An 18,228-nucleotide genomic window follows, 5' to 3' on the forward strand; every position below is an offset into this window, starting at 1 on the left:
GAAGCGGTCCGGCTCCGTGATGAGCTGAATCACGCAGGAGACTTTTTCGGGCTATTTGAGCTTGTCAGTGACGTCGACGCCCTTGGTGTCGAAGGCCGTCGCGACGCCGTTGATGCTTATGCGGATGACAGGGACTTCGAGCTTCTTGTCCAAGGAGATGGCCCACGCCATGTCTGACGGCGTTTCACTGGTTCCGGCGGCCGCCCGCTCCATGATGCCGACGAGGACTTCTGGTTTCAGGACGGCGGGGGAGAAGGTCGCAGTGGCATCTCCCTTGCGCTGGATGGCCCATGCTGGCATGTCGGCGGAGCGGGTACGCCGCATGACGATGCCAGACGTCGCGGTGGGGGTGTCGGCCATGACTCCCTTGTCGGGCTGGTAACTGATCTGGCCGACCTCCTTGGCGCCCGCGACGGCGTCGGCCAAGGCCTCCGCCATGCCAGTCGTGGTGGCGAAGTCAATGTGGTTGATGACCGACCCGTTCCGTCGGAAGAACACCGTCTGACTCTCTGGCTTGGTCGACACTGTCATGAGGACGGTGCCCTCGTTGTACTCGACGATCTGCAAGTTCTGGTTCATGTGAGACCCGGAGATCTCAGCTGCCTTGCTGAGGATCTCCGGCATCTTCTCGACGGCGAAGTTGTCGGGGTGGAAGGGCCGCGACGCCGTCTGCGTGCTGTGGGTCGCGGAAGAATCGATCTTCCCGTTCTGCCAGGTCCACACCGTGGGAGAACCGCCAGCCTGGACAGTGATGCTCAGGGCCGTCTTGGTGATGTCCACCTTGGTGACAGGGCCATTGTCCGAGGCCGCTACCAGCTCGTCGATGATCGTTCGGGTGTGGATGCCATCGAGGGGAGATATCGACGGAGTGACCTTTGAGGAGGGGACGAGAGCAGTACGGCTGGGTTCGTCCGAGGGGGTGGTGGGGGACGACGAGTGACATGCTGCACACAGACATAGGGCAATCCCGCTGACGACCACGCCGGCAACTCGGCGGATCCCTTTGACTCGAAACGTCACGGGTCGAGTCTATGGGCAGGGGAGTAGGGGACTGACGACTACCTTCCGTGGCGACGCAGCTGGAGGTTGGCCTGTCTTGATTTGCGTTGGGGGTGTGGTTGTGGCAGTGTTGTCTCTCGGCCTGGCGCCTGGTGGGTGTGGGCTGGTGGGAGTGCTGATGGTCCTGTTGTGGGATTGTTGGTGACACGATTTGACGGTTGTTTGATGAGTGTTTAGGCTTCTGCGGGTTCCCTTGTTGGAGGGGGCTGGGAATGACTGGATGGTTTTCTTGATGGTGATTTCCCTGGTGAATTCCTGGATTTGACATTCAGGATTGATCCGGTAAAGTTGATCGGGTCGCTGCTTTTCGGAGTGGTGGCACGGTTTCGGCTGGTTTTGCTGGCTGATCTTGAAACCGCGGGTTTTGCGGGGTTGGGGTTGGTGTGGTAGGGTCGGTCGGGTCGCCTTGGGGTGGTCCTGCTGGTTAAGCGGTGGGGTTGTTCTGGTGGGTGTGATGCTTGAGAACTCAACAGTGTGTCTTTGATAGTCAATGATTTTTTGATGCATCTATGGATGTGTCGGATTTGTTTATGAATTCCTTTGTGATTCTGGACATGGACTGAATTTTTTTGGTCAGTGTTTGGGGTTAGTGTTTTGGATTCTCTTGTGACACCGTTGCCTGCATTGTGTGTGTGGGTGGGTGATATTTTTTCATTGGAGAGTTTGATCCTGGCTCAGGACGAACGCTGGCGGCGTGCTTAACACATGCAAGTCGAACGGAAAGGCCCCTTTGGGGGTACTCGAGTGGCGAACGGGTGAGTAACACGTGAGTAACCTGCCCTTGACTTCGGGATAACTTCAGGAAACTGGGGCTAATACCGGATAGGAATCCTTGCTGCATGGTGGGGGTTGGAAAGCTTCGGCGGTTTTGGATGGACTCGCGGCTTATCAGCTTGTTGGTGGGGTAGTGGCTTACCAAGGCTTTGACGGGTAGCCGGCCTGAGAGGGCGACCGGCCACATTGGGACTGAGATACGGCCCAGACTCCTACGGGAGGCAGCAGTGGGGAATATTGCACAATGGGCGGAAGCCTGATGCAGCAACGCCGCGTGCGGGATGACGGCCTTCGGGTTGTAAACCGCTTTCAGCAGGGGCGAAGCTTTTGTGACGGTACCTGCAGAAGAAGCACCGGCTAACTACGTGCCAGCAGCCGCGGTGATACGTAGGGTGCGAGCGTTGTCCGGATTTATTGGGCGTAAAGAGCTCGTAGGTGGTTGATTGCGTCGGAAGTGAAAACTTGGGGCTTAACCCTGAGCGTGCTTTCGATACGGGTTGACTTGAGGAAGGTAGGGGAGAATGGAATTCCTGGTGGAGCGGTGGAATGCGCAGATATCAGGAGGAACACCAGTGGCGAAGGCGGTTCTCTGGACCTTTCCTGACGCTGAGGAGCGAAAGCGTGGGGAGCGAACAGGCTTAGATACCCTGGTAGTCCACGCTGTAAACGGTGGGTACTAGGTGTGGGGTCCATTCCACGGATTCCGTGCCGTAGCTAACGCATTAAGTACCCCGCCTGGGGAGTACGGCCGCAAGGCTAAAACTCAAAGGAATTGACGGGGCCCCGCACAAGCGGCGGAGCATGCGGATTAATTCGATGCAACGCGAAGAACCTTACCTGGGTTTGACATGGACTGGGAGTGCTCAGAGATGGGTATGCCTCCTTGTGGGGCTGGTTCACAGGTGGTGCATGGCTGTCGTCAGCTCGTGTCGTGAGATGTTGGGTTAAGTCCCGCAACGAGCGCAACCCTCGTTCACTGTTGCCAGCACGTTATGGTGGGGACTCAGTGGAGACCGCCGGGGTCAACTCGGAGGAAGGTGGGGATGACGTCAAGTCATCATGCCCCTTATGTCCAGGGCTTCACGCATGCTACAATGGCCGGTACAAAGAGTTGCGAGCCTGTGAGGGTGAGCGAATCTCGGAAAGCCGGTCTCAGTTCGGATTGGGGTCTGCAACTCGACCCTATGAAGTCGGAGTCGCTAGTAATCGCAGATCAGCAACGCTGCGGTGAATACGTTCCCGGGGCTTGTACACACCGCCCGTCAAGTCATGAAAGTCGGTAACACCCGAAGCCGGTGGCCTAACCTGTGTGGGGGAGCCGTCGAAGGTGGGACTGGTAATTAGGACTAAGTCGTAACAAGGTAGCCGTACCGGAAGGTGCGGCTGGATCACCTCCTTTCTAAGGAGCACTTCATTGTCAGGACTCATCATTGCTGTGTGGCTCGTTGTGAGTCGTTGGTGGATGGGTTAGCTTCTTGTGGAACATTGGCGTGTTCATCTTGTGGTGGACGGTCTGGGGCATGCTGTTGGGGTTCTGGGGTATCACACTGGTGTGTGGTGGCCTGGTGCGGTGATGCTGCGTCTGCTGTGTGGTGGGTGTGGTGTTGATTCGTGTGGTGGTTGAGAACTGTATAGTGGATGCGAGCATCTTAATTTTTTGTGTCTTGTGTTGTTGTGCAAGTTGTTAAGTGCGATCGGTGGATGCCTTGGCACCAAGAGCCGATGAAGGACGTTGTAACCTGCGATAAGCCCTGGGGAGTTGGTAAACGAGCTGTGATCCGGGGGTGTCCGAATGGGGAAACCTGGAATGTCCGGAGTAGTGTCCGGTGACCCTGCCCTGAATGTATAGGGGTGTGGGAGGTAACGCGGGGAAGTGAAACATCTTAGTACCCGTAGGAAGAGAAAACAACCGTGATTCCGTGAGTAGTGGCGAGCGAAAGTGGATGAGGCTAAACCGTGTGTGTGTTCAAGCCGGCAGGTGTTGCATGTGCGGGGTTGTGGGGGCCTTTGGGTTCTGCTGCCGCAGGATTGGCCAGTGATAAATGTTGCGTGAAGGTGAAGCGTCTGGGAAGGCGTACCGGAGTGGGTGAGAGTCCCGTAACTGTAAGCGTGGCACTGGTGAGGGTTACCCCAAGTAGCGTGGAACTCGTGGAATTTCGCGTGAATCTGGCGGGACCACCCGTCAAGCCTAAATACTCCTTGGTGACCGATAGTGGATCAGTACCGTGAGGGAATGGTGAAAAGTACCCCGGGAGGGGAGTGAAATAGTACCTGAAACCGGTCGCATACAAGCCGTCAGAGCCTTGTGGGGTGATGGCGTGCCTTTTGAAGAATGAGCCTGCGAGTTAGTGATGCGTGGCGAGGTTAACCTGTGTGGGGGAGTCGTAGCGAAAGCGAGTCCGATAAGGGCGTGAGTCGCGTGTTCTAGACCCGAAGCGGTGTGATCTATCCATGGCCAGGATGAAGCGTCGGTAAGACGTCGTGGAGGTCCGAACCCACTTCAGTTGAAAATGGAGGGGATGAGCTGTGGATAGGGGTGAAAGGCCAATCAAACACCGTGATAGCTGGTTCTCCCCGAAATGCATTTAGGTGCAGCGTTGCGTGGTTCTTGTCGGAGGTAGAGCACTGGATGGTCTAGGGGGCCTATCAGCTTACCGAAATCAGCCAAACTCCGAATGCCGGCAAGTGGAGCGTAGCAGTGAGACGGCGGGGGATAAGCTTCGTCGTCGAGAGGGAAACAGCCCAGATCATCAGCTAAGGCCCCTAAGTGGTAACTCAGTGGAAAAGGATGTGGAGTTGCGTAGACAGCCAGGAGGTTGGCTTGGAAGCAGCCATCCTTGAAAGAGTGCGTAATAGCTCACTGGTCAAGTGATTCCGCGCCGACAATGTAGCGGGGCTTAAGTTATCCGCCGAAGCTGTGGCAGATCTCCTTTGTGGGGGTTTGGGTAGGGGAGCGTCCTGTGCGAGGTGAAGCTGCCGGGTGACCGTGTGGTGGATTGTGCGGGAGTGAGAATGCAGGCATGAGTAGCGAATGACGGGTGGAAAACCCGTCCGCCGATTATCCAAGGGTTCCAGGGTCAAGTTAATCTGCCCTGGGTGAGTCGGGACCTAAGGCGAGGCCGACAGGCGTAGTCGATGGATAACCAGTTGATATTCTGGTACCGGCTTGTCACCGTCCGTGTCGAGGTGTGTGATGCTAAGCGTGCGAGCCTGCCATTGTGATGTCTTTGATGTTGTGGTGGTGTGGTGAGTGTGTGAACCGATCATGTAGTAGGCAAGCTGCGGAGGGACGCAGGGAGGTAGCTCATCCCCGGCGATGGTTGTCCGGGGCTAAATGTGTGGACCGTCTGGTAGGTAAATCCGCCAGGGTTGTGGTTGAGGCATGATGGCGAGCCCACGGAACGTGGGTGAGTGAGTGATCCTGTACTGTCGAGAAAATCTTCGTGAGCGAGGTGGCTGGTCCGCCCGTACCCTAAACCGACACTGGTGGATAGGTAGAGTATACCGAGGCGATCGAGATCATCATGGTGAAGGAACTCGGCAAAATGCCCCCGTAACTTCGGGATAAGGGGGACCTGAACTGTCAAGGCTTTTACAGCTGGTAGCGGTGAGGGGCGCAGAGACCAGGGGGAAACGACTGTTTACCAAAAACACAGGTCCGTGCGAAGTTGTAAGACGATGTATACGGACTGACTCCTGCCCGGTGCTGGAAGGTTAAGGGGAACTGTTAGCGTTGGCGAAGCGGTGAACTTAAGCCCCAGTAAACGGCGGTGGTAACTATAACCATCCTAAGGTAGCGAAATTCCTTGTCGGGTAAGTTCCGACCTGCACGAATGGAGTAACGATTTCCCTACTGTCTCCACCATGAACTCGGTGAAATTGCATTACGAGTAAAGATGCTCGTTACGCGCAGCAGGACGGAAAGACCCCGGGACCTTTACTATAGTTTGGTATTGGTGATTGGGACGACTTGTGTAGGATAGGTGGGAGACTGTGAAGCGGCCACGCCAGTGGTTGTGGAGTCATTGTTGAAATACCACTCTGGTCGTTCTGGTTATCTAACTTTGGGCCGTGATCCGGTTCAGGGACAGTGCCTGATGGGTAGTTTGACTGGGGCGGTCGCCTCCTAAAAGGTAACGGAGGCGCCCAAAGGTTCCCTCATCCTGGTTGGTAATCAGGTGTCGAGTGTAAGTGCACAAGGGGGCTTGACTGTGAGACTGACAGGTCGAGCAGGGACGAAAGTCGGGACTAGTGATCTGACGGTGGCTTGTGGACGCGCCGTCACTCAACGGATAAAAGGTACCCCGGGGATAACAGGCTGATCTTGCCCGAGCGCTCATAGCGACGGCATGGTTTGGCACCTCGATGTCGGCTCGTCGCATCCTGGGGCTGGAGTCGGTCCCAAGGGTTGGGCTGTTCGCCCATTAAAGCGGCACGCGAGCTGGGTTCAGAACGTCGTGAGACAGTTCGGTCCCTATCCGCTGCGCGCGGAGGAATCTTGAGAAGGGCTGTCCTTAGTACGAGAGGACCGGGACGGACTGACCTCTGGTGTGCCAGTTGTTCTGCCAAGAGCATGGCTGGTTGGCTACGTCGGGTTGTGATAACCGCTGAAAGCATCTAAGCGGGAAGCACGCTTCAAGATGAGGGTTCCTGCAGATGAATCTGGTAAGGTCTCCGGTAGACGACCGGGTTGATAGGCCAGGCGTGGACGCATCGTAAGGTGTGGAGCTGACTGGTACTAATAGACCGAGGACTTACAAACACACACTTTCACGTCCAAGAAGAATTGTGATGATCGCATCCACTGTACGGCTCCCAGCCCCCACGCGGGGGTTGCGCCAAGCCTGACTGGCCCCATAGTTTTTCCGGTGGCCTTGGCGGAAGGGAAACACCCGGTCCCATACCGAACCCGGTAGTTAAGCCTTCCAGCGCTGATGGTACTGCACGAGGGATCGTGTGGGAGAGTAGGACGCCGCCGGAATTTATTTTTCAATAGCTCCGGGCGGAACATTTTCGAGTGTTCCGCCCGGAGCTTTTCTGTATACCCGCATCACTGCCGGTACATGTCGACATGTACCGGCAGTGATGCGTTGGGTGGACGTTGATTCAGTGTGGTGGGGATACTGCTGGGTTGCCGTCGACATGGAGCATTGTCAGGTGGTTGTTCTCGCTGGAGACTTCGACGAATCCAGCCTTGCGATAAATCGTCATGGCTGGTTCATTCGCAGCGTCGACGCTGAGGCTCACGGAATGGATGCTATGACGCCGGCATTCGTCGAGGAGGCTGTCCAAGAGGTACCTGCCGTGGCCCTGACCACGTCGCTGAGGAGAAATGGCGATGGTCAGTTCTGGAATACCCGGGGCGACGAAACCATAACCGGGATCGGAGGCCGGCAGGTCACGCAACCAGACAGCCCCGATGGGGGAGCCAGCGACGAGGCAGATCATCCCGATCTGGTCTGGGGTCCAGCCGTCGATGTAGTGGGCGATGGCTGGATTGGTTCGGCATTCCTTGATGTCGAGTGGTTCCGATACCCCGCCGGCCGCATGCCGCAGCACATGGACCATGAACGGCAGGTCGGCTGTGGTTGCGCGTCGTGTTATGGCCATGGCGTCAGGGTATCGACCGGTGACGACGGTCCTTGACCCAGCTGCAAAAATGGATTCGTGGTGACGAGTGCGAAGCGAATACGGGGTAGGAGGATTCCCCGACGCTCTGCCCCTCGCGTCTTTGCCAGAGCGTGTTTGACGATCCACTCCGTTTTGCCGTTCCCGCTGTCAGGGCTCCCCGTCACCTTCATCGGCTACTGCATCATCAACGGGCTCGGGTTCCTCATCGACATGAGCCTGTTAGCCGTTTTCTTTCGCGGCGTCGGACTGCCGTACCCAATTTCGGTATCGCTGGGATACGGATTGTCGGCCATCTACTCCTTCTTCGTCAATAGGTGGCTGAATTTTCAGTCTCATGGCGATCTGGGTCGTCAGAGCGGTCGTTACGTCATCACGATGGTGACCAATTACGTCTGTCTCACCCTGGGATTCTCGTCCCTTTTGGAGCACATAGGGGTCCATTTCGAACTTGCTCGCTTCACCGCTGCGTGTGTTGAGGGGCTTTACGTCTATTTCATGTTGAGCCTTTGGGTGTTCCCGAAGTCTGGAAGGCGAAAATTGGCGTAACTAGCCGTGTCCTGCATCCTTTGAGGTTCTGACGGTGGCATAGTGGGCAGGTCAACCTACGGAAGAAGTGGAGTATGTCTGACTTATCGAGCGCATCAGCGCCGGCCCAGCCGTCAGGGTCATCAGTACGTGAATTGACGCTCCGGGGCATTATCCTCGGCGGCCTCATGACGTTGGTTTTCACCGCGGCGAACGTATATCTCGGCCTCAAGGTCGGCCTGACCTTCGCCACGTCAATTCCGGCCGCTGTCATCTCGATGGCCGTGTTGCGCCACTTCAAGGGACACTCCGTCGCAGAGAACAACATCGTCCAGACGATTGCCTCTGCTGCTGGAACCCTTTCGGCAATCATCTTCGTGCTACCCGGCCTCATCATGGTCGGTTGGTGGACGGGATTCCCGTACTGGACCACCCTCGCGATCTGCTTGGTGGGCGGCATCCTCGGCGTCATGTATTCCATCCCGCTGCGACGAGCTCTTGTCACCGGATCTGATCTTCCTTACCCGGAGGGCGTCGCTGGTGCTGAGGTCCTCAAGGTTGGTGACTCCGCCGGAACAACCGACGCCAACAAGGTGGGCCTACGCGTCATCATCGTCGGCTCCTTGGTGTCGGCCGGGTATGCGCTGCTGTCCGACCTCAAGCTGGTGAAGTCAGCCCTCACCAAGCTGTTCAAGGTAGGCAACAGCAGTGGCTCGATGGTTGGCGTCAGCATGTCGATGGCCCTCATCGGCGTTGGTCATCTCGTCGGTATCGCCGTCGCCGCAGCCATGCTCGTCGGCATCATCATCTCCTACGGAGCGATACTGCCATGGCGAGTCTCCGGCAAGGTTGGCGGCAACCTCGACGTCATCCAGGAGGTCTTCACCAGTGACGTGCGCTTCGTTGGCGCCGGCACGATTGGTGTGGCGGCCATCTGGACTCTCATCAAGGTCATCGGCCCCATCACCAAGGGCATCCGCGACTCCGTTCGCTCCTCCAAGACCCGTCACAAGGGCGGCGAGGTTCCGCTGACCGAGCGTGACCTGCCGGTGTCGGTCGTCCTGACCGTCGTACTGCTCTCCATGGTCCCGATCGGTTTCATGCTGTGGGGTTTTGCCCGCGACATGGTGGTCTCGAAGTCCATGACCGGCGTCATCATCGTCAGTCTGGTCTTCATCCTGCTCGTCGGCCTGGCCGTTGCGTCCGTCTGTGGCTACATGGCTGGTCTCATTGGTGCGTCGAACAGCCCGATCTCCGGTGTCGGCATCCTCGTCGTCCTGGTGGCCGCTCTGCTCATCAAGCTCACCTACGGTGCCGTTGGTGGCGACGAGACCGTCAAATTGGTGGCCTACACCCTGTTCACGGCGTCGATCGTCTTCGGTATCGCGACGATCTCGAATGACAACCTCCAGGACCTCAAGACCGGCCAGCTGGTTGGATCCACACCGTGGAAACAGCAGGTCGCCCTTATCATTGGCGTCGTCTTCGGATCGGCGATCATCCCGCCCGTCATGCAGCTCATGCAGACCGCCTTCGGATTCCAGGGTGCCCCGGGCGCCGGACCGAACGCTCTGCAGGCCCCGCAGGCCACTCTCATCTCGTTCTTGGCCACCGGCGTCTTCGGCGGCTCCCTGGACTGGGGCCTGATGGGAATTGGCGCACTGGTCGGCATTGGCGTCATCATCGTCGACGAGATTCTCACCCACACCTCCAAGAAGTTCTCACTTCCCCCGCTGGCTGTCGGCATGGGTATGTACCTGCCGATGACCCTGTCGCTGACCATCCCGATCGGGGCTGGCCTCGGTTGGCTGTTCGACAAATGGGCTGCCCACACCGGTGGCGACGTCGAGGGCAAGAAGCGGACCGGCATCCTGTTGGCCACCGGACTCATCGTCGGTGAATCCATTTTCGGCGTCATCTATGCGGCGCTCATCGCTGCCGCGGGCTCCGAGGACGTCATCGCCATTGCTCCGGAGTCGTGGGACAGTGGTGCTGGAATCGTCGGCATGATCATTTTCGTGGCTGCCATTGCGATTCTGTACCAGTGGACCAAGCGCGAGGCGCGTGAGCGTGTCGAGGCCTGATCCGGAAAGACGTCTGGGGTCACCGGGATTGTCCGGTGGCCCCTGTGCCTTTCCATGACGGCGTCATCGTGTGCGTCGCACCAACCGGATGAGTCCTTCTGCCGAGAACATCACGACGGCCACCCAGACCAGGGAGAACCCGACCCAGCGCTGCCAAGGCATCTGCTCGCCGAAGAGGAACAGCCCGACCAAGAACTGCAGGAGCGGTGAGATGTACTGCAGGATTCCTAGCGTCGTCAGGCTGATGCGGGAGGCCGCGAAGGCGAACATCAACAGGGGAACAGCGGTCAGGATGCCGGCGCTCACCAACAGCAGGCTGTAGGAGCCGGTGAAGGTGGATTTCCCGCGGGCAACGCCCCACCCGATGTACACCAGGGCCAGAGGAGTGGTCGCCAGAGTTTCGACAATGAGCCCGACAGCGGGTTTCACCGCCACTCCGAGCACTTTCTTGACCAGGCCGTAGAGTCCGAAACTCATTGCCAGTCCCAGCGAGATGAGGGGTGTGGAGGAATGCCCCACCATGAGGACGACGACGGCGACGATGCCGATTCCGAAAGCCATCCATTGGGCCGGACTGAGTCGTTCCCGCAGGACCAGCACACCCAGCAAGGCCGAGACGAGGGGGTTGATAAAGTACCCCATCGCGGCGTCAAGGGTGTGACCGGCATTGACGGACCAGACGTAGAGGGTCCAGTTGATCAGGACCAGGTGGCCGGCCAGCACGAGACCCCACAGACTGCGGCGGTCGTGGGCCAGGGCGGCGAGCCGATGCCAACCCTTCTCTATCGTCAGCAGGATGGCGCAGAAGGCGAAGGACCACACCACGCGGTGGGCGATGATCTCGAAGGCTCCTGAACGCTCCAGCAACCGGAAGTAAAGGGGGAAGAATCCCCACATGAGGTAGAGGGCGATACCGGTCGTCAGTCCTCGTCTTGCCTCGATGTCGTTATGCACCCGGGGATCATGTCACGGTCACCGGGTGCATGCGCACATCTGCCGCAGGGCGGACGTCAGGGAAGTTGAGCCAGCTCCTCGTCGGTTAGGGAAAGATCGACGGCCTTGAAGGAGTCAAGGATCGTTTCCGAGCGGTGGGATCCCGGGATCGGGATGACGTGATCGCCCTGGGCCAGCTCCCACGCCAGAATGACTTGGGCCCGACTGATTCCACGGGCATCAGCGACGCGCTGGAAGGCGGCGAAGGCGTCCTCCTCGAGGGGACGACGGTAACCGCCAAGTGGGCTCCACGCGACGAATGCCAGGTCGAGCTCACCGCAGAGCTCCACCTCGGGCCGCGAGGACAGGAATCCGGGGGAGAACTGGTTCTGCACGGCCACCAGACGATCGCCGAGAATGTTCTGGGCCATCCGGATCTGGTCGGGGTTGGCGTTCGAGATGCCAGCGGTTCGGGCCAAACCGTCGTCGAGGATGCCCGCCAGGGTCCTCACCATCTTCTCGTACTCGACCTTCGGGTCGGGACGGTGCAGGTAGAGCAGGTCGATCTGGTCCGTGTGCAGGGCGTCGGCCGAGAGCTTGGCGTCACGGCGTAGCCGCTCCGGGGATCCGTCGACGTCCCAGACGGCCTCACCGGCGTCATTGAAGCAGCGGAAGTGGCCAACCTTGGTGGCCACCGAGATCGTCGAGCGGTCACCATTCCAGGATTCCAGGGCATCAGCGACGAGCTTCTCGCCGTACTGCTCCTCGCCGCCGGACTCGTAGTAGGCCCATGCGGTGTCGATGTGGGTGCACCCGGCGTCCAGGACGTCATGGAGGACCTTGATCGCGGTCTCGCGGTCCGGGCGACCTTCGATCGACAACGGCATCGATCCGTAAGCGATGGCAGAGGTTCGGAAGGGTCCAATCTTGCGGTACTTCATGTGTTCAATCCTCCTCAGGGGGTGGTCATGTCCATCATGCTCGCGCGAGGCACACCCCGGTTGCGTGGACAGGGCAGTAGCCGAAGGGATTGTCCTCGAGGTACTGCTGATGCTCGGCCTCAGCTAGGAAGAACTCCACGCCGTTGGCCATCGAGATCGTCGTCGTGATCTCCCCGTACCCGGCATCGAGCAGGTTGGCCTGGAAGGACCCCCTGAGGGTGGTGGCCGTCATGAACTGCTCGGTGGTGGTGCACCAGATCGCCGAGCGGTACTGGGTACCGACGTCGTTGCCCTGACGCATCCCCTGGGTTGGGTCGTGGTTCTCCATGAAGAGGGTGAGGATCTCCTCGGTGGAGATTCTGGTCGGGTCGTAGGTGACCCGGACGGTTTCGGCGTGCCCAGTGCGTCCGGTACACACCTCCCGGTAGGTGGGGTTGGGAGTGAAACCGCCCATGTAACCAACGGCGGTTTGCAGCACCCCGTCATAGTTCCAGAACAGCTTCTCGGCTCCCCAGAAACACCCCATGGCCAGGTAAATCGTCTCGGAGCCGGGGAAGGAGCGGTCGAGCCGGTCCCCAGTTACGCGGTGGAAGAACGGCATTTCCAATACTGGGGTTCGGCCTCCGGGCAACGCGTTGTCGGGTGAGACCATCTCGTTCTTGTTCATGCGTCCCTTTCCTCACGACGTCGACACGGGTGTAACGGACATCGGCTCGGATCAATTCCTGTCATCTCAATGTGTGGTCCATGATCTGGTCCCACCTCATCACCATGTGAGACTGGGGGTCAAAGTTCACCGGTGGAAAGGATCAACATGTCTGACCCCGCGCAGCCTGGCGCGACCGTTACAGGTGACGGAAACACCATTGGAAAGCCCCAGCGGCGTGAGAGTTTCACCGGTCGGGGAGCCTTCCTCATCGCTGCGATTGGTTCCGCCGTCGGGCTGGGAAATATCTGGAGGTTCCCCTACGTCGCCTACAGCAATGGTGGCGGAGCCTTCATCGTGCCTTACCTGATCGCCCTGCTCACCGCCGGTATCCCGCTGCTCTTCCTCGACTATGCCGTCGGACACAAGTTCCGTGGCTCGCCGCCCATGGCCTTGCGTCGTCTCAACAAGCACACGGAGGCTATCGGATGGTGGCAGACCCTCATCTGTTGGGTGATCGTCATCTACTACGCCGCCATCATCGCCTGGGCCATTCGCTATGTCGGATTCTCGGTGACGAAGGCTTGGGGGGACGACCCCGAGGGATTCCTTACAGGCAGCTTCCTGCACGTGGCCAGCAACGTTGACGTCGAATTCCACTTCGTGCCCGGAGTCTTCTGGCCGTTGCTGATCCTGTGGCTCGTCGTGTTGGCCATCATGGCCACCGGCGTCGAGAAGGGCATCACCCGCGCCTCGTGGGTCTTCATGCCGATGCTCGCGGTGATGTTCATCGCACTGGTCATCGTCGCCCTCACCCTGGACGGCGCATCGACTGGCCTTGACGCCCTGTTCACCCCGGCGTGGAATGCGTTGGGGAACTACCAGGTGTGGATGGCCGCCTACGGCCAGATCTTCTTCTCCCTGTCAGTGGGATTCGGCATCATGGTGACCTATGCCTCCTACCTCAAGCCGAAGTCTGACCTGACAGGTTCCGGCCTGGTCGTCGGGTTCGCCAACTCCTCATTCGAGATCCTGGCCGGCCTCGGCGTCTTCGCCGCCCTGGGCTTCATGGCAACTGCTTCCGGCAAGCCGGTGAGCGAGGTCGCTGGCTCGGGTATCGGCCTGGCCTTCATCGCCTTCCCGCAGATCATCAGCCAGGCGGGTGCTGTCGGACCGATCATGGGCGTGCTCTTCTTCGTCTCCCTGGTCTTCGCAGGAATCACGTCGATGATCAGCCTGCTGGAGGTCGTCATCGCAGCCTTCCGCGAGAAGACCGGTATGCACCGAGTTGCCGCAACCTGGGTCGTCGGTGGAGTGACGGCCGTCGCGTCGATCATCCTCTTCCCGACGACGACTGGCCTCAACCTGCTCGACGTCACCGACCATTTCATCAACAACATCGGCATCGTCGGCGTCGCCCTGCTGGCCTGCCTCGTCATCACCTGGGCACTGCGCAAGCTCCCGGTGCTGCGCGACCACCTCAACGAGTACTCCTCGTTCAAGGTCAACAAGGCGTGGATGGCCCTGGTCGGCGTCGTTGCCCCGCTGGTCCTGCTAGGCCTGTGGATCACCGAGATCGTCACCGTCTCCAGCAAGGGCTACGGCGGAATGCCCGGCAATTTCGTCGGAATCTTCGGATGGGGAATGTCGATCCTCGTCGTCGTGCTGGCAATCGTGCTGTCCCTCATCCCGTGGCCGAACCGCTCGGCCATTCACCATGAGCTCACTCACGAGGAAGAGCTCGCCCGGGCGAATGCCCAGGCATCCCAGGAAGGAGCGCTGTCATGAGTGGATCCGCCATCGTCATGATGATCATCGCCATGGTCACGGTGTGGGGCGGATTGGCCGCATCGGCCTTCTCCCTGTTCCGTCATCCCGAGCAGGTTTGACCTTATCGAACCTTAAAGCTTGTTCTGACGCGGTTTTAGCGTCTCATAGGTAGAGTTAGGCGTCTGATTAGGCGTAGGCTCTCTTCCTTCCTTCAAGGTCCCTGGGGGACCGTTTCGAGCTTGCTCGGGCGTTCGGGGTCTGGGGCCAGCCGTCTTTGCGGCCCCGGATGTTGATATTGGTTTCAAGTTGCCTTGGCGCGTTTTCAATCCTTCCCGCGCTGAGGCAGCTTTTTCTTTGTTGAGACAAAGTCATTAGAAAGATATTCCGATATTGCTTTTAGACCCTGAAACACAGAGTCGAAATATAAAGGAAGGAAATAAAATGAAAATCATAACTGATGGAAACAAGCTCTCTCAATATGTAGAGCTGATCTCTTTGACTGGCTTGGAGGCTGCTTCGATGACCCCCAAGGAGAAAAAGGACAAGGATGGCAAAACCGTTGGGATGAAAACACGGATTGACGGCAAGCCGTTGTATAGTCTCAGTGGTGTGAAAGTTCTGACGAAGGATTTCGAGACCAAAGCGTTCAGAGAAGAGCGAAATACTTATGTGTCGGTCGTGGAACCTCAAGATGTTGAGCCGTTGAAAAAGTATCGCCTTGAAGGGCTGATTGTTGTGGAGTCTTTCTCCGGTAGGGATGGTCTCCTGACAACTATTCACGCGGACAAGATTATACCGCTCGGAGAAAACAAGTAAGAGATAGTAAACATTTGGGGGGCGTGGGTCGCTGAAGGTCTGCGCCTCCCCATCATTGTATATGGAAGGATTGAACATGATAACGTTAAACAGATATGAACACGTCGAAGAGTCTCACCCTGAGAAAAAGACTCTAATGGAAACATTCTTCTGGGCTCTTGGCTGGATGCTTAGCAGGATTATTTGGCTGACTATAGCGGCTCTTCAGGATTGAGGGTGTAGTTGTGGCTGGACTGTGTGAGAGTCTGCTGTAGTTGCCCTGTGGGGCTGGGGTGCGTGGAGGGAGGACCCTGCGCGAGGATCGGAGTGTCTAGATCTGTCCTCGTGAATCGCAAGGTCCTCCATGAACCACGCTACCTTCGGCGCTCCTGACCTGACCACATTTGCCCGTCTCGATGAACTCGGTCTGGAGGTCACCGGTCAGCTGATCAGTGCCGAGGAGGCGGTCCTGGCCTGCCGGGTCGTCGAGACCGACGAGTGGTGCCACCGGTGCGGATGCCAGGGGATCCCTCGTGACACGGTGGTCAGGCGCCTGGCCCATACTCCTTTCGGGCACCGGCCCACGATCCTGGCTGTGCGGGTGCGCCGGTACCGGTGCACCGGCTGCGGGCGGGTATGGCGCCAGGACACCAGTGCTGCCGCCCAGGCGAGGGCGAAACTGTCGCGGGGTGGGCTGGCCTGGGCACTGGAGGGCCTGGTACTCGATCATCTGCCGGTCTCGAGGATCGCCGCATCCCTGGGCGTGGACTGGACCACCGCCAATGATGCGGTGCTGGCCGAGGGCACCCGTCGGCTCATCGACGACCCGCACCGCTTCGACGGCGTGGAGGTCATCGGGGTCGACGAGCACGTGTGGCGCCACACCAGAGACGGCGACAAGTACGTCACCGTGATCATCGACCTGACACCGCTACGCGACGGCACCGGGGCCTCCCGGCTGCTCGACATGGTGGCGGGCCGCTCCAAGAAGGTCTTCAAAACCTGGCTGGCCGGCCGCGACCAGGCCTGGCGCGACCGCATCGAGGTGGTGGCCATGGACGGGTTCACCGGCTTCAAGACCGCAGCCGCCGAGGAACTGCCAGCCGCGGTCGAGGTGATGGACCCCTTCCACGTCGTCCAGCTCGCCGGCGACCAGCTCGATGTCACCCGCCAACGCGTCCAGCAGGACACCACGGGCCATCGGGGCCGCAGGGGCGACCCCCTGTTCGGGGTCAGGCTGACCCTGCACACGGGCCGGGACCTGCTCACCGACCGGCAGGCCGCCCGCCTCGACGCTGTGCTCGCCGATGACGCCCACGCCCCGGTCCAGGTGACCTGGGCCGTCTACCAGGAGGTCGTGGCCGCCTACCGCGCCGAAAACCGTGCCGAGGGTCGGGCGATCATGGCTCATCTGATCGACGCGATCGCCACCAAAGTCCCCGCCGCACTGCCCGAAGTGGCCACCCTGGGCCACACCTTGAAGAAACGGGCCGCCGACATCCTGACCTACTTCGACCACCCGGGGACCTCGAACGGCCCTAGTGAGGCCATCAACGGCAGACTCGAACACCTCCGCGGCATCGCCCTGGGCTTCCGGAACCTCACCCACTACATCACCAGATCCCTCCTGGAGACCGGAGGATTCAGACCCCGACTACACCCTGGATCCTGAAGAGCCACTATAGCTTTCGTTCGAACATTCTGGAGTTCGCTTCTCTATCTAACAGTGGCAATTTTCTTGACGACGAACTTTCGCTATGGATGGATACCAGCTTTACTCATCTTAGTCGCGCCAATGATGATTCCACAGACTCGCGCTTACTCATTTCTTATAAGAGACTGGCGGAGATGGATGACTCGCAGAACAGCAATGAGGGAGATAACACAGGGAAACGCGTTAATTCGGAAGATGGGTCTCGTCAACGCTTCTGACGATACAATTTACGGGGTTGGACTTGAAACTAAAGACACCGAGAGCATTCTCCATTACAATGAAACCATTGATGGATTGCCTCCTGAGCGACTTGTAGACGCTTGCCGATCATTCCAATCAGAGTTAAACGCAAAGCGCGTTAGAACGATTCCTATGGGCTCTGGAAAGATGGAAATCCACTTTATCCAGGAAGACCCTTTGGATGAAGCACTTCCCATCTTTGAGCCTTCGCCGCTTAATTTAAACACCATGAGTGTAGATGTGGGACGCGACGCAGATGGTGAAACCTTCAAGGTGAAGCTGAAGAACGCTTCTGGTTTACTGTTAGGTGGTTTGCCGGGTGGTGGAAAGACTGCTGCCGCTTCGACGTTCGTCTTGCCTCTCGCACTGGCAAAAGAAGATGTTGATATGATGATCATCGACGGTAAAGGTGGCGCAGATTGGAGCGCTTACGAGAGCCTGGTCTCAAAGTTCATTTCCGAGTCAAGTTCGTTTGGGTCTGTCAGAGATGAGTTAGTCAACGCTGTTCAGGAGATGAACGAGCGGATTAAGTCTAACGCCGATGTTCTTGGGCACTCAAACTTTTGGAGTGTAAGCCCGGAAAGACGGCGACAAGCTGGGGTTAAACTCAAGCTGATTGTGATTGACGAATGTCAAGCGTTGTTTGATATGACAGGAGTCAACGACAAAGAAGAAAAGGCCCTGAGGAATGAGATCATCCGAGCTTGTATCGACCTGATCAAGCGTGGTCGAAGCGCTGGATTCTTTACAATCTTCATCACCCAGAAGCCTACGGCTGATTCGTTGCCAACTGCGATTAGGGACAACTGTGCTCTAAAAATCTCATTGAGGGTTTCTACGCCTGAGACGGAGAAAGCAATTCTCGGTAGTTCACCTGAGGATGCTATCGATGTTCCACGAGCAACGAACATCCCTTTGAGTCGTCCAGGCGGGGCTGTCGCGGAGTCTGAGAACGGCGTTAGAACAGAATTTAGGTTCTACTTCTTCGACGAAAACGACATTAAGAACTATTTGAACCAGATGAATTATCAACGTCGCAACGGCATGTGAATTTTAAGATTGCGGAGAGGGCAAGCTGAGCGACGCGTTAGCGGCGCGAAGCGATAAGCCCTCTCC

General features: G+C 58.3%; 12 protein-coding genes and 3 rRNA genes. 10 read left to right on the forward strand and 5 right to left on the reverse strand.

Features of this window, described 5'->3' with window-relative positions:
- Window positions 1-51: 51 nt before the first annotated feature.
- Complete coding sequence (locus tag ACP8LP_RS02815; RefSeq protein ID WP_036976499.1) at window positions 52-861, reverse strand: hypothetical protein; 810 nt, start codon at window positions 859-861, stop codon at window positions 52-54.
- Window positions 862-1,710: 849 nt separating this feature from the next.
- Here ACP8LP_RS02815 and ACP8LP_RS02820 point away from each other — a divergent pair.
- From ACP8LP_RS02820 to rrf, 3 genes are all read left to right on the forward strand, one after another.
- Window positions 1,711-3,232 (forward strand): 16S ribosomal RNA (locus ACP8LP_RS02820).
- 275 nt (window positions 3,233-3,507) lie between these two features.
- Window positions 3,508-6,595 (forward strand): 23S ribosomal RNA (locus tag ACP8LP_RS02825).
- A gap of 102 nt (window positions 6,596-6,697) precedes the next feature.
- Window positions 6,698-6,814, forward strand: a 5S ribosomal RNA gene (gene rrf / locus ACP8LP_RS02830).
- The 16S, 23S and 5S rRNA genes sit together here, the layout of an rRNA operon.
- Window positions 6,815-6,939: 125 nt before the next feature.
- Here rrf and ACP8LP_RS02835 read toward each other — a convergent pair.
- Window positions 6,940-7,443 carry a GNAT family N-acetyltransferase gene (locus tag ACP8LP_RS02835; RefSeq protein ID WP_063279729.1) on the reverse strand — a complete coding sequence of 168 codons (504 nt, stop codon included), beginning with the start codon at window positions 7,441-7,443 and terminating at the stop codon, window positions 6,940-6,942.
- A gap of 135 nt (window positions 7,444-7,578) precedes the next feature.
- Between ACP8LP_RS02835 and ACP8LP_RS02840 the strand changes: the two genes are divergently transcribed.
- Both ACP8LP_RS02840 and ACP8LP_RS02845 read left to right on the forward strand, forming a co-directional pair.
- On the forward strand, window positions 7,579-8,010 hold the full coding sequence (locus ACP8LP_RS02840; RefSeq protein WP_063279728.1) for a GtrA family protein: 432 nt from the start codon (window positions 7,579-7,581) through the stop codon (window positions 8,008-8,010).
- A gap of 134 nt (window positions 8,011-8,144) precedes the next feature.
- Window positions 8,145-10,073: an OPT family oligopeptide transporter gene (locus ACP8LP_RS02845; RefSeq protein ID WP_171023521.1), complete on the forward strand. Its 1,929-nt coding sequence runs from the start codon at window positions 8,145-8,147 to the stop codon at window positions 10,071-10,073.
- Window positions 10,074-10,136: 63 nt separating this feature from the next.
- Here ACP8LP_RS02845 and rarD read toward each other — a convergent pair whose 3' ends face one another.
- From rarD to msrA, 3 genes are read right to left on the reverse strand one after another with little or no spacing between them, the layout of a single operon-like run.
- The gene (rarD, locus tag ACP8LP_RS02850) at window positions 10,137-11,027 is read right to left on the reverse strand and encodes an EamA family transporter RarD (protein WP_063279726.1); all 891 of its coding nucleotides are present in this window, start codon (window positions 11,025-11,027) and stop codon (window positions 10,137-10,139) included.
- Window positions 11,028-11,083: 56 nt separating this feature from the next.
- Window positions 11,084-11,947 (reverse strand): aldo/keto reductase, encoded by an 864-nt coding sequence (locus ACP8LP_RS02855; protein WP_063279725.1) that lies wholly within the window; start codon window positions 11,945-11,947, stop codon window positions 11,084-11,086.
- Window positions 11,948-11,981: 34 nt separating this feature from the next.
- Window positions 11,982-12,614: a peptide-methionine (S)-S-oxide reductase MsrA gene (gene msrA, locus ACP8LP_RS02860; protein ID WP_016667128.1), complete on the reverse strand. Its 633-nt coding sequence runs from the start codon at window positions 12,612-12,614 to the stop codon at window positions 11,982-11,984.
- Window positions 12,615-12,761: 147 nt separating this feature from the next.
- Between msrA and ACP8LP_RS02865 the strand changes: the two genes are divergently transcribed.
- From ACP8LP_RS02865 to ACP8LP_RS02885, 5 genes are all read left to right on the forward strand, one after another.
- Window positions 12,762-14,381 carry a sodium-dependent transporter gene (locus ACP8LP_RS02865; protein ID WP_063279724.1) on the forward strand — a complete coding sequence of 540 codons (1,620 nt, stop codon included), beginning with the start codon at window positions 12,762-12,764 and terminating at the stop codon, window positions 14,379-14,381.
- Entirely contained in the window at window positions 14,378-14,482 is a 105-nt protein-coding gene (locus ACP8LP_RS02870; RefSeq protein WP_016667130.1) for a methionine/alanine import family NSS transporter small subunit, read from the forward strand. The genes ACP8LP_RS02865 and ACP8LP_RS02870 overlap by 4 nt, the downstream gene beginning before the upstream one ends.
- 322 nt (window positions 14,483-14,804) lie before the next feature.
- Entirely contained in the window at window positions 14,805-15,179 is a 375-nt protein-coding gene (locus tag ACP8LP_RS02875) for a hypothetical protein (protein WP_016667131.1), read from the forward strand.
- A 343-nt stretch (window positions 15,180-15,522) separates the two neighbouring features.
- Window positions 15,523-16,830, forward strand: a complete 1,308-nt coding sequence (locus tag ACP8LP_RS02880; protein WP_004812041.1) for an ISL3 family transposase — start codon at window positions 15,523-15,525, stop codon at window positions 16,828-16,830.
- A 237-nt stretch (window positions 16,831-17,067) separates the two neighbouring features.
- The gene (locus ACP8LP_RS02885) at window positions 17,068-18,162 is read left to right on the forward strand and encodes an FtsK/SpoIIIE domain-containing protein (protein ID WP_479929186.1); all 1,095 of its coding nucleotides are present in this window, start codon (window positions 17,068-17,070) and stop codon (window positions 18,160-18,162) included.
- Window positions 18,163-18,228: the final 66 nt, after the last annotated feature.

Source organism: Cutibacterium sp. LaCa_89 (assembly GCF_058177555.1).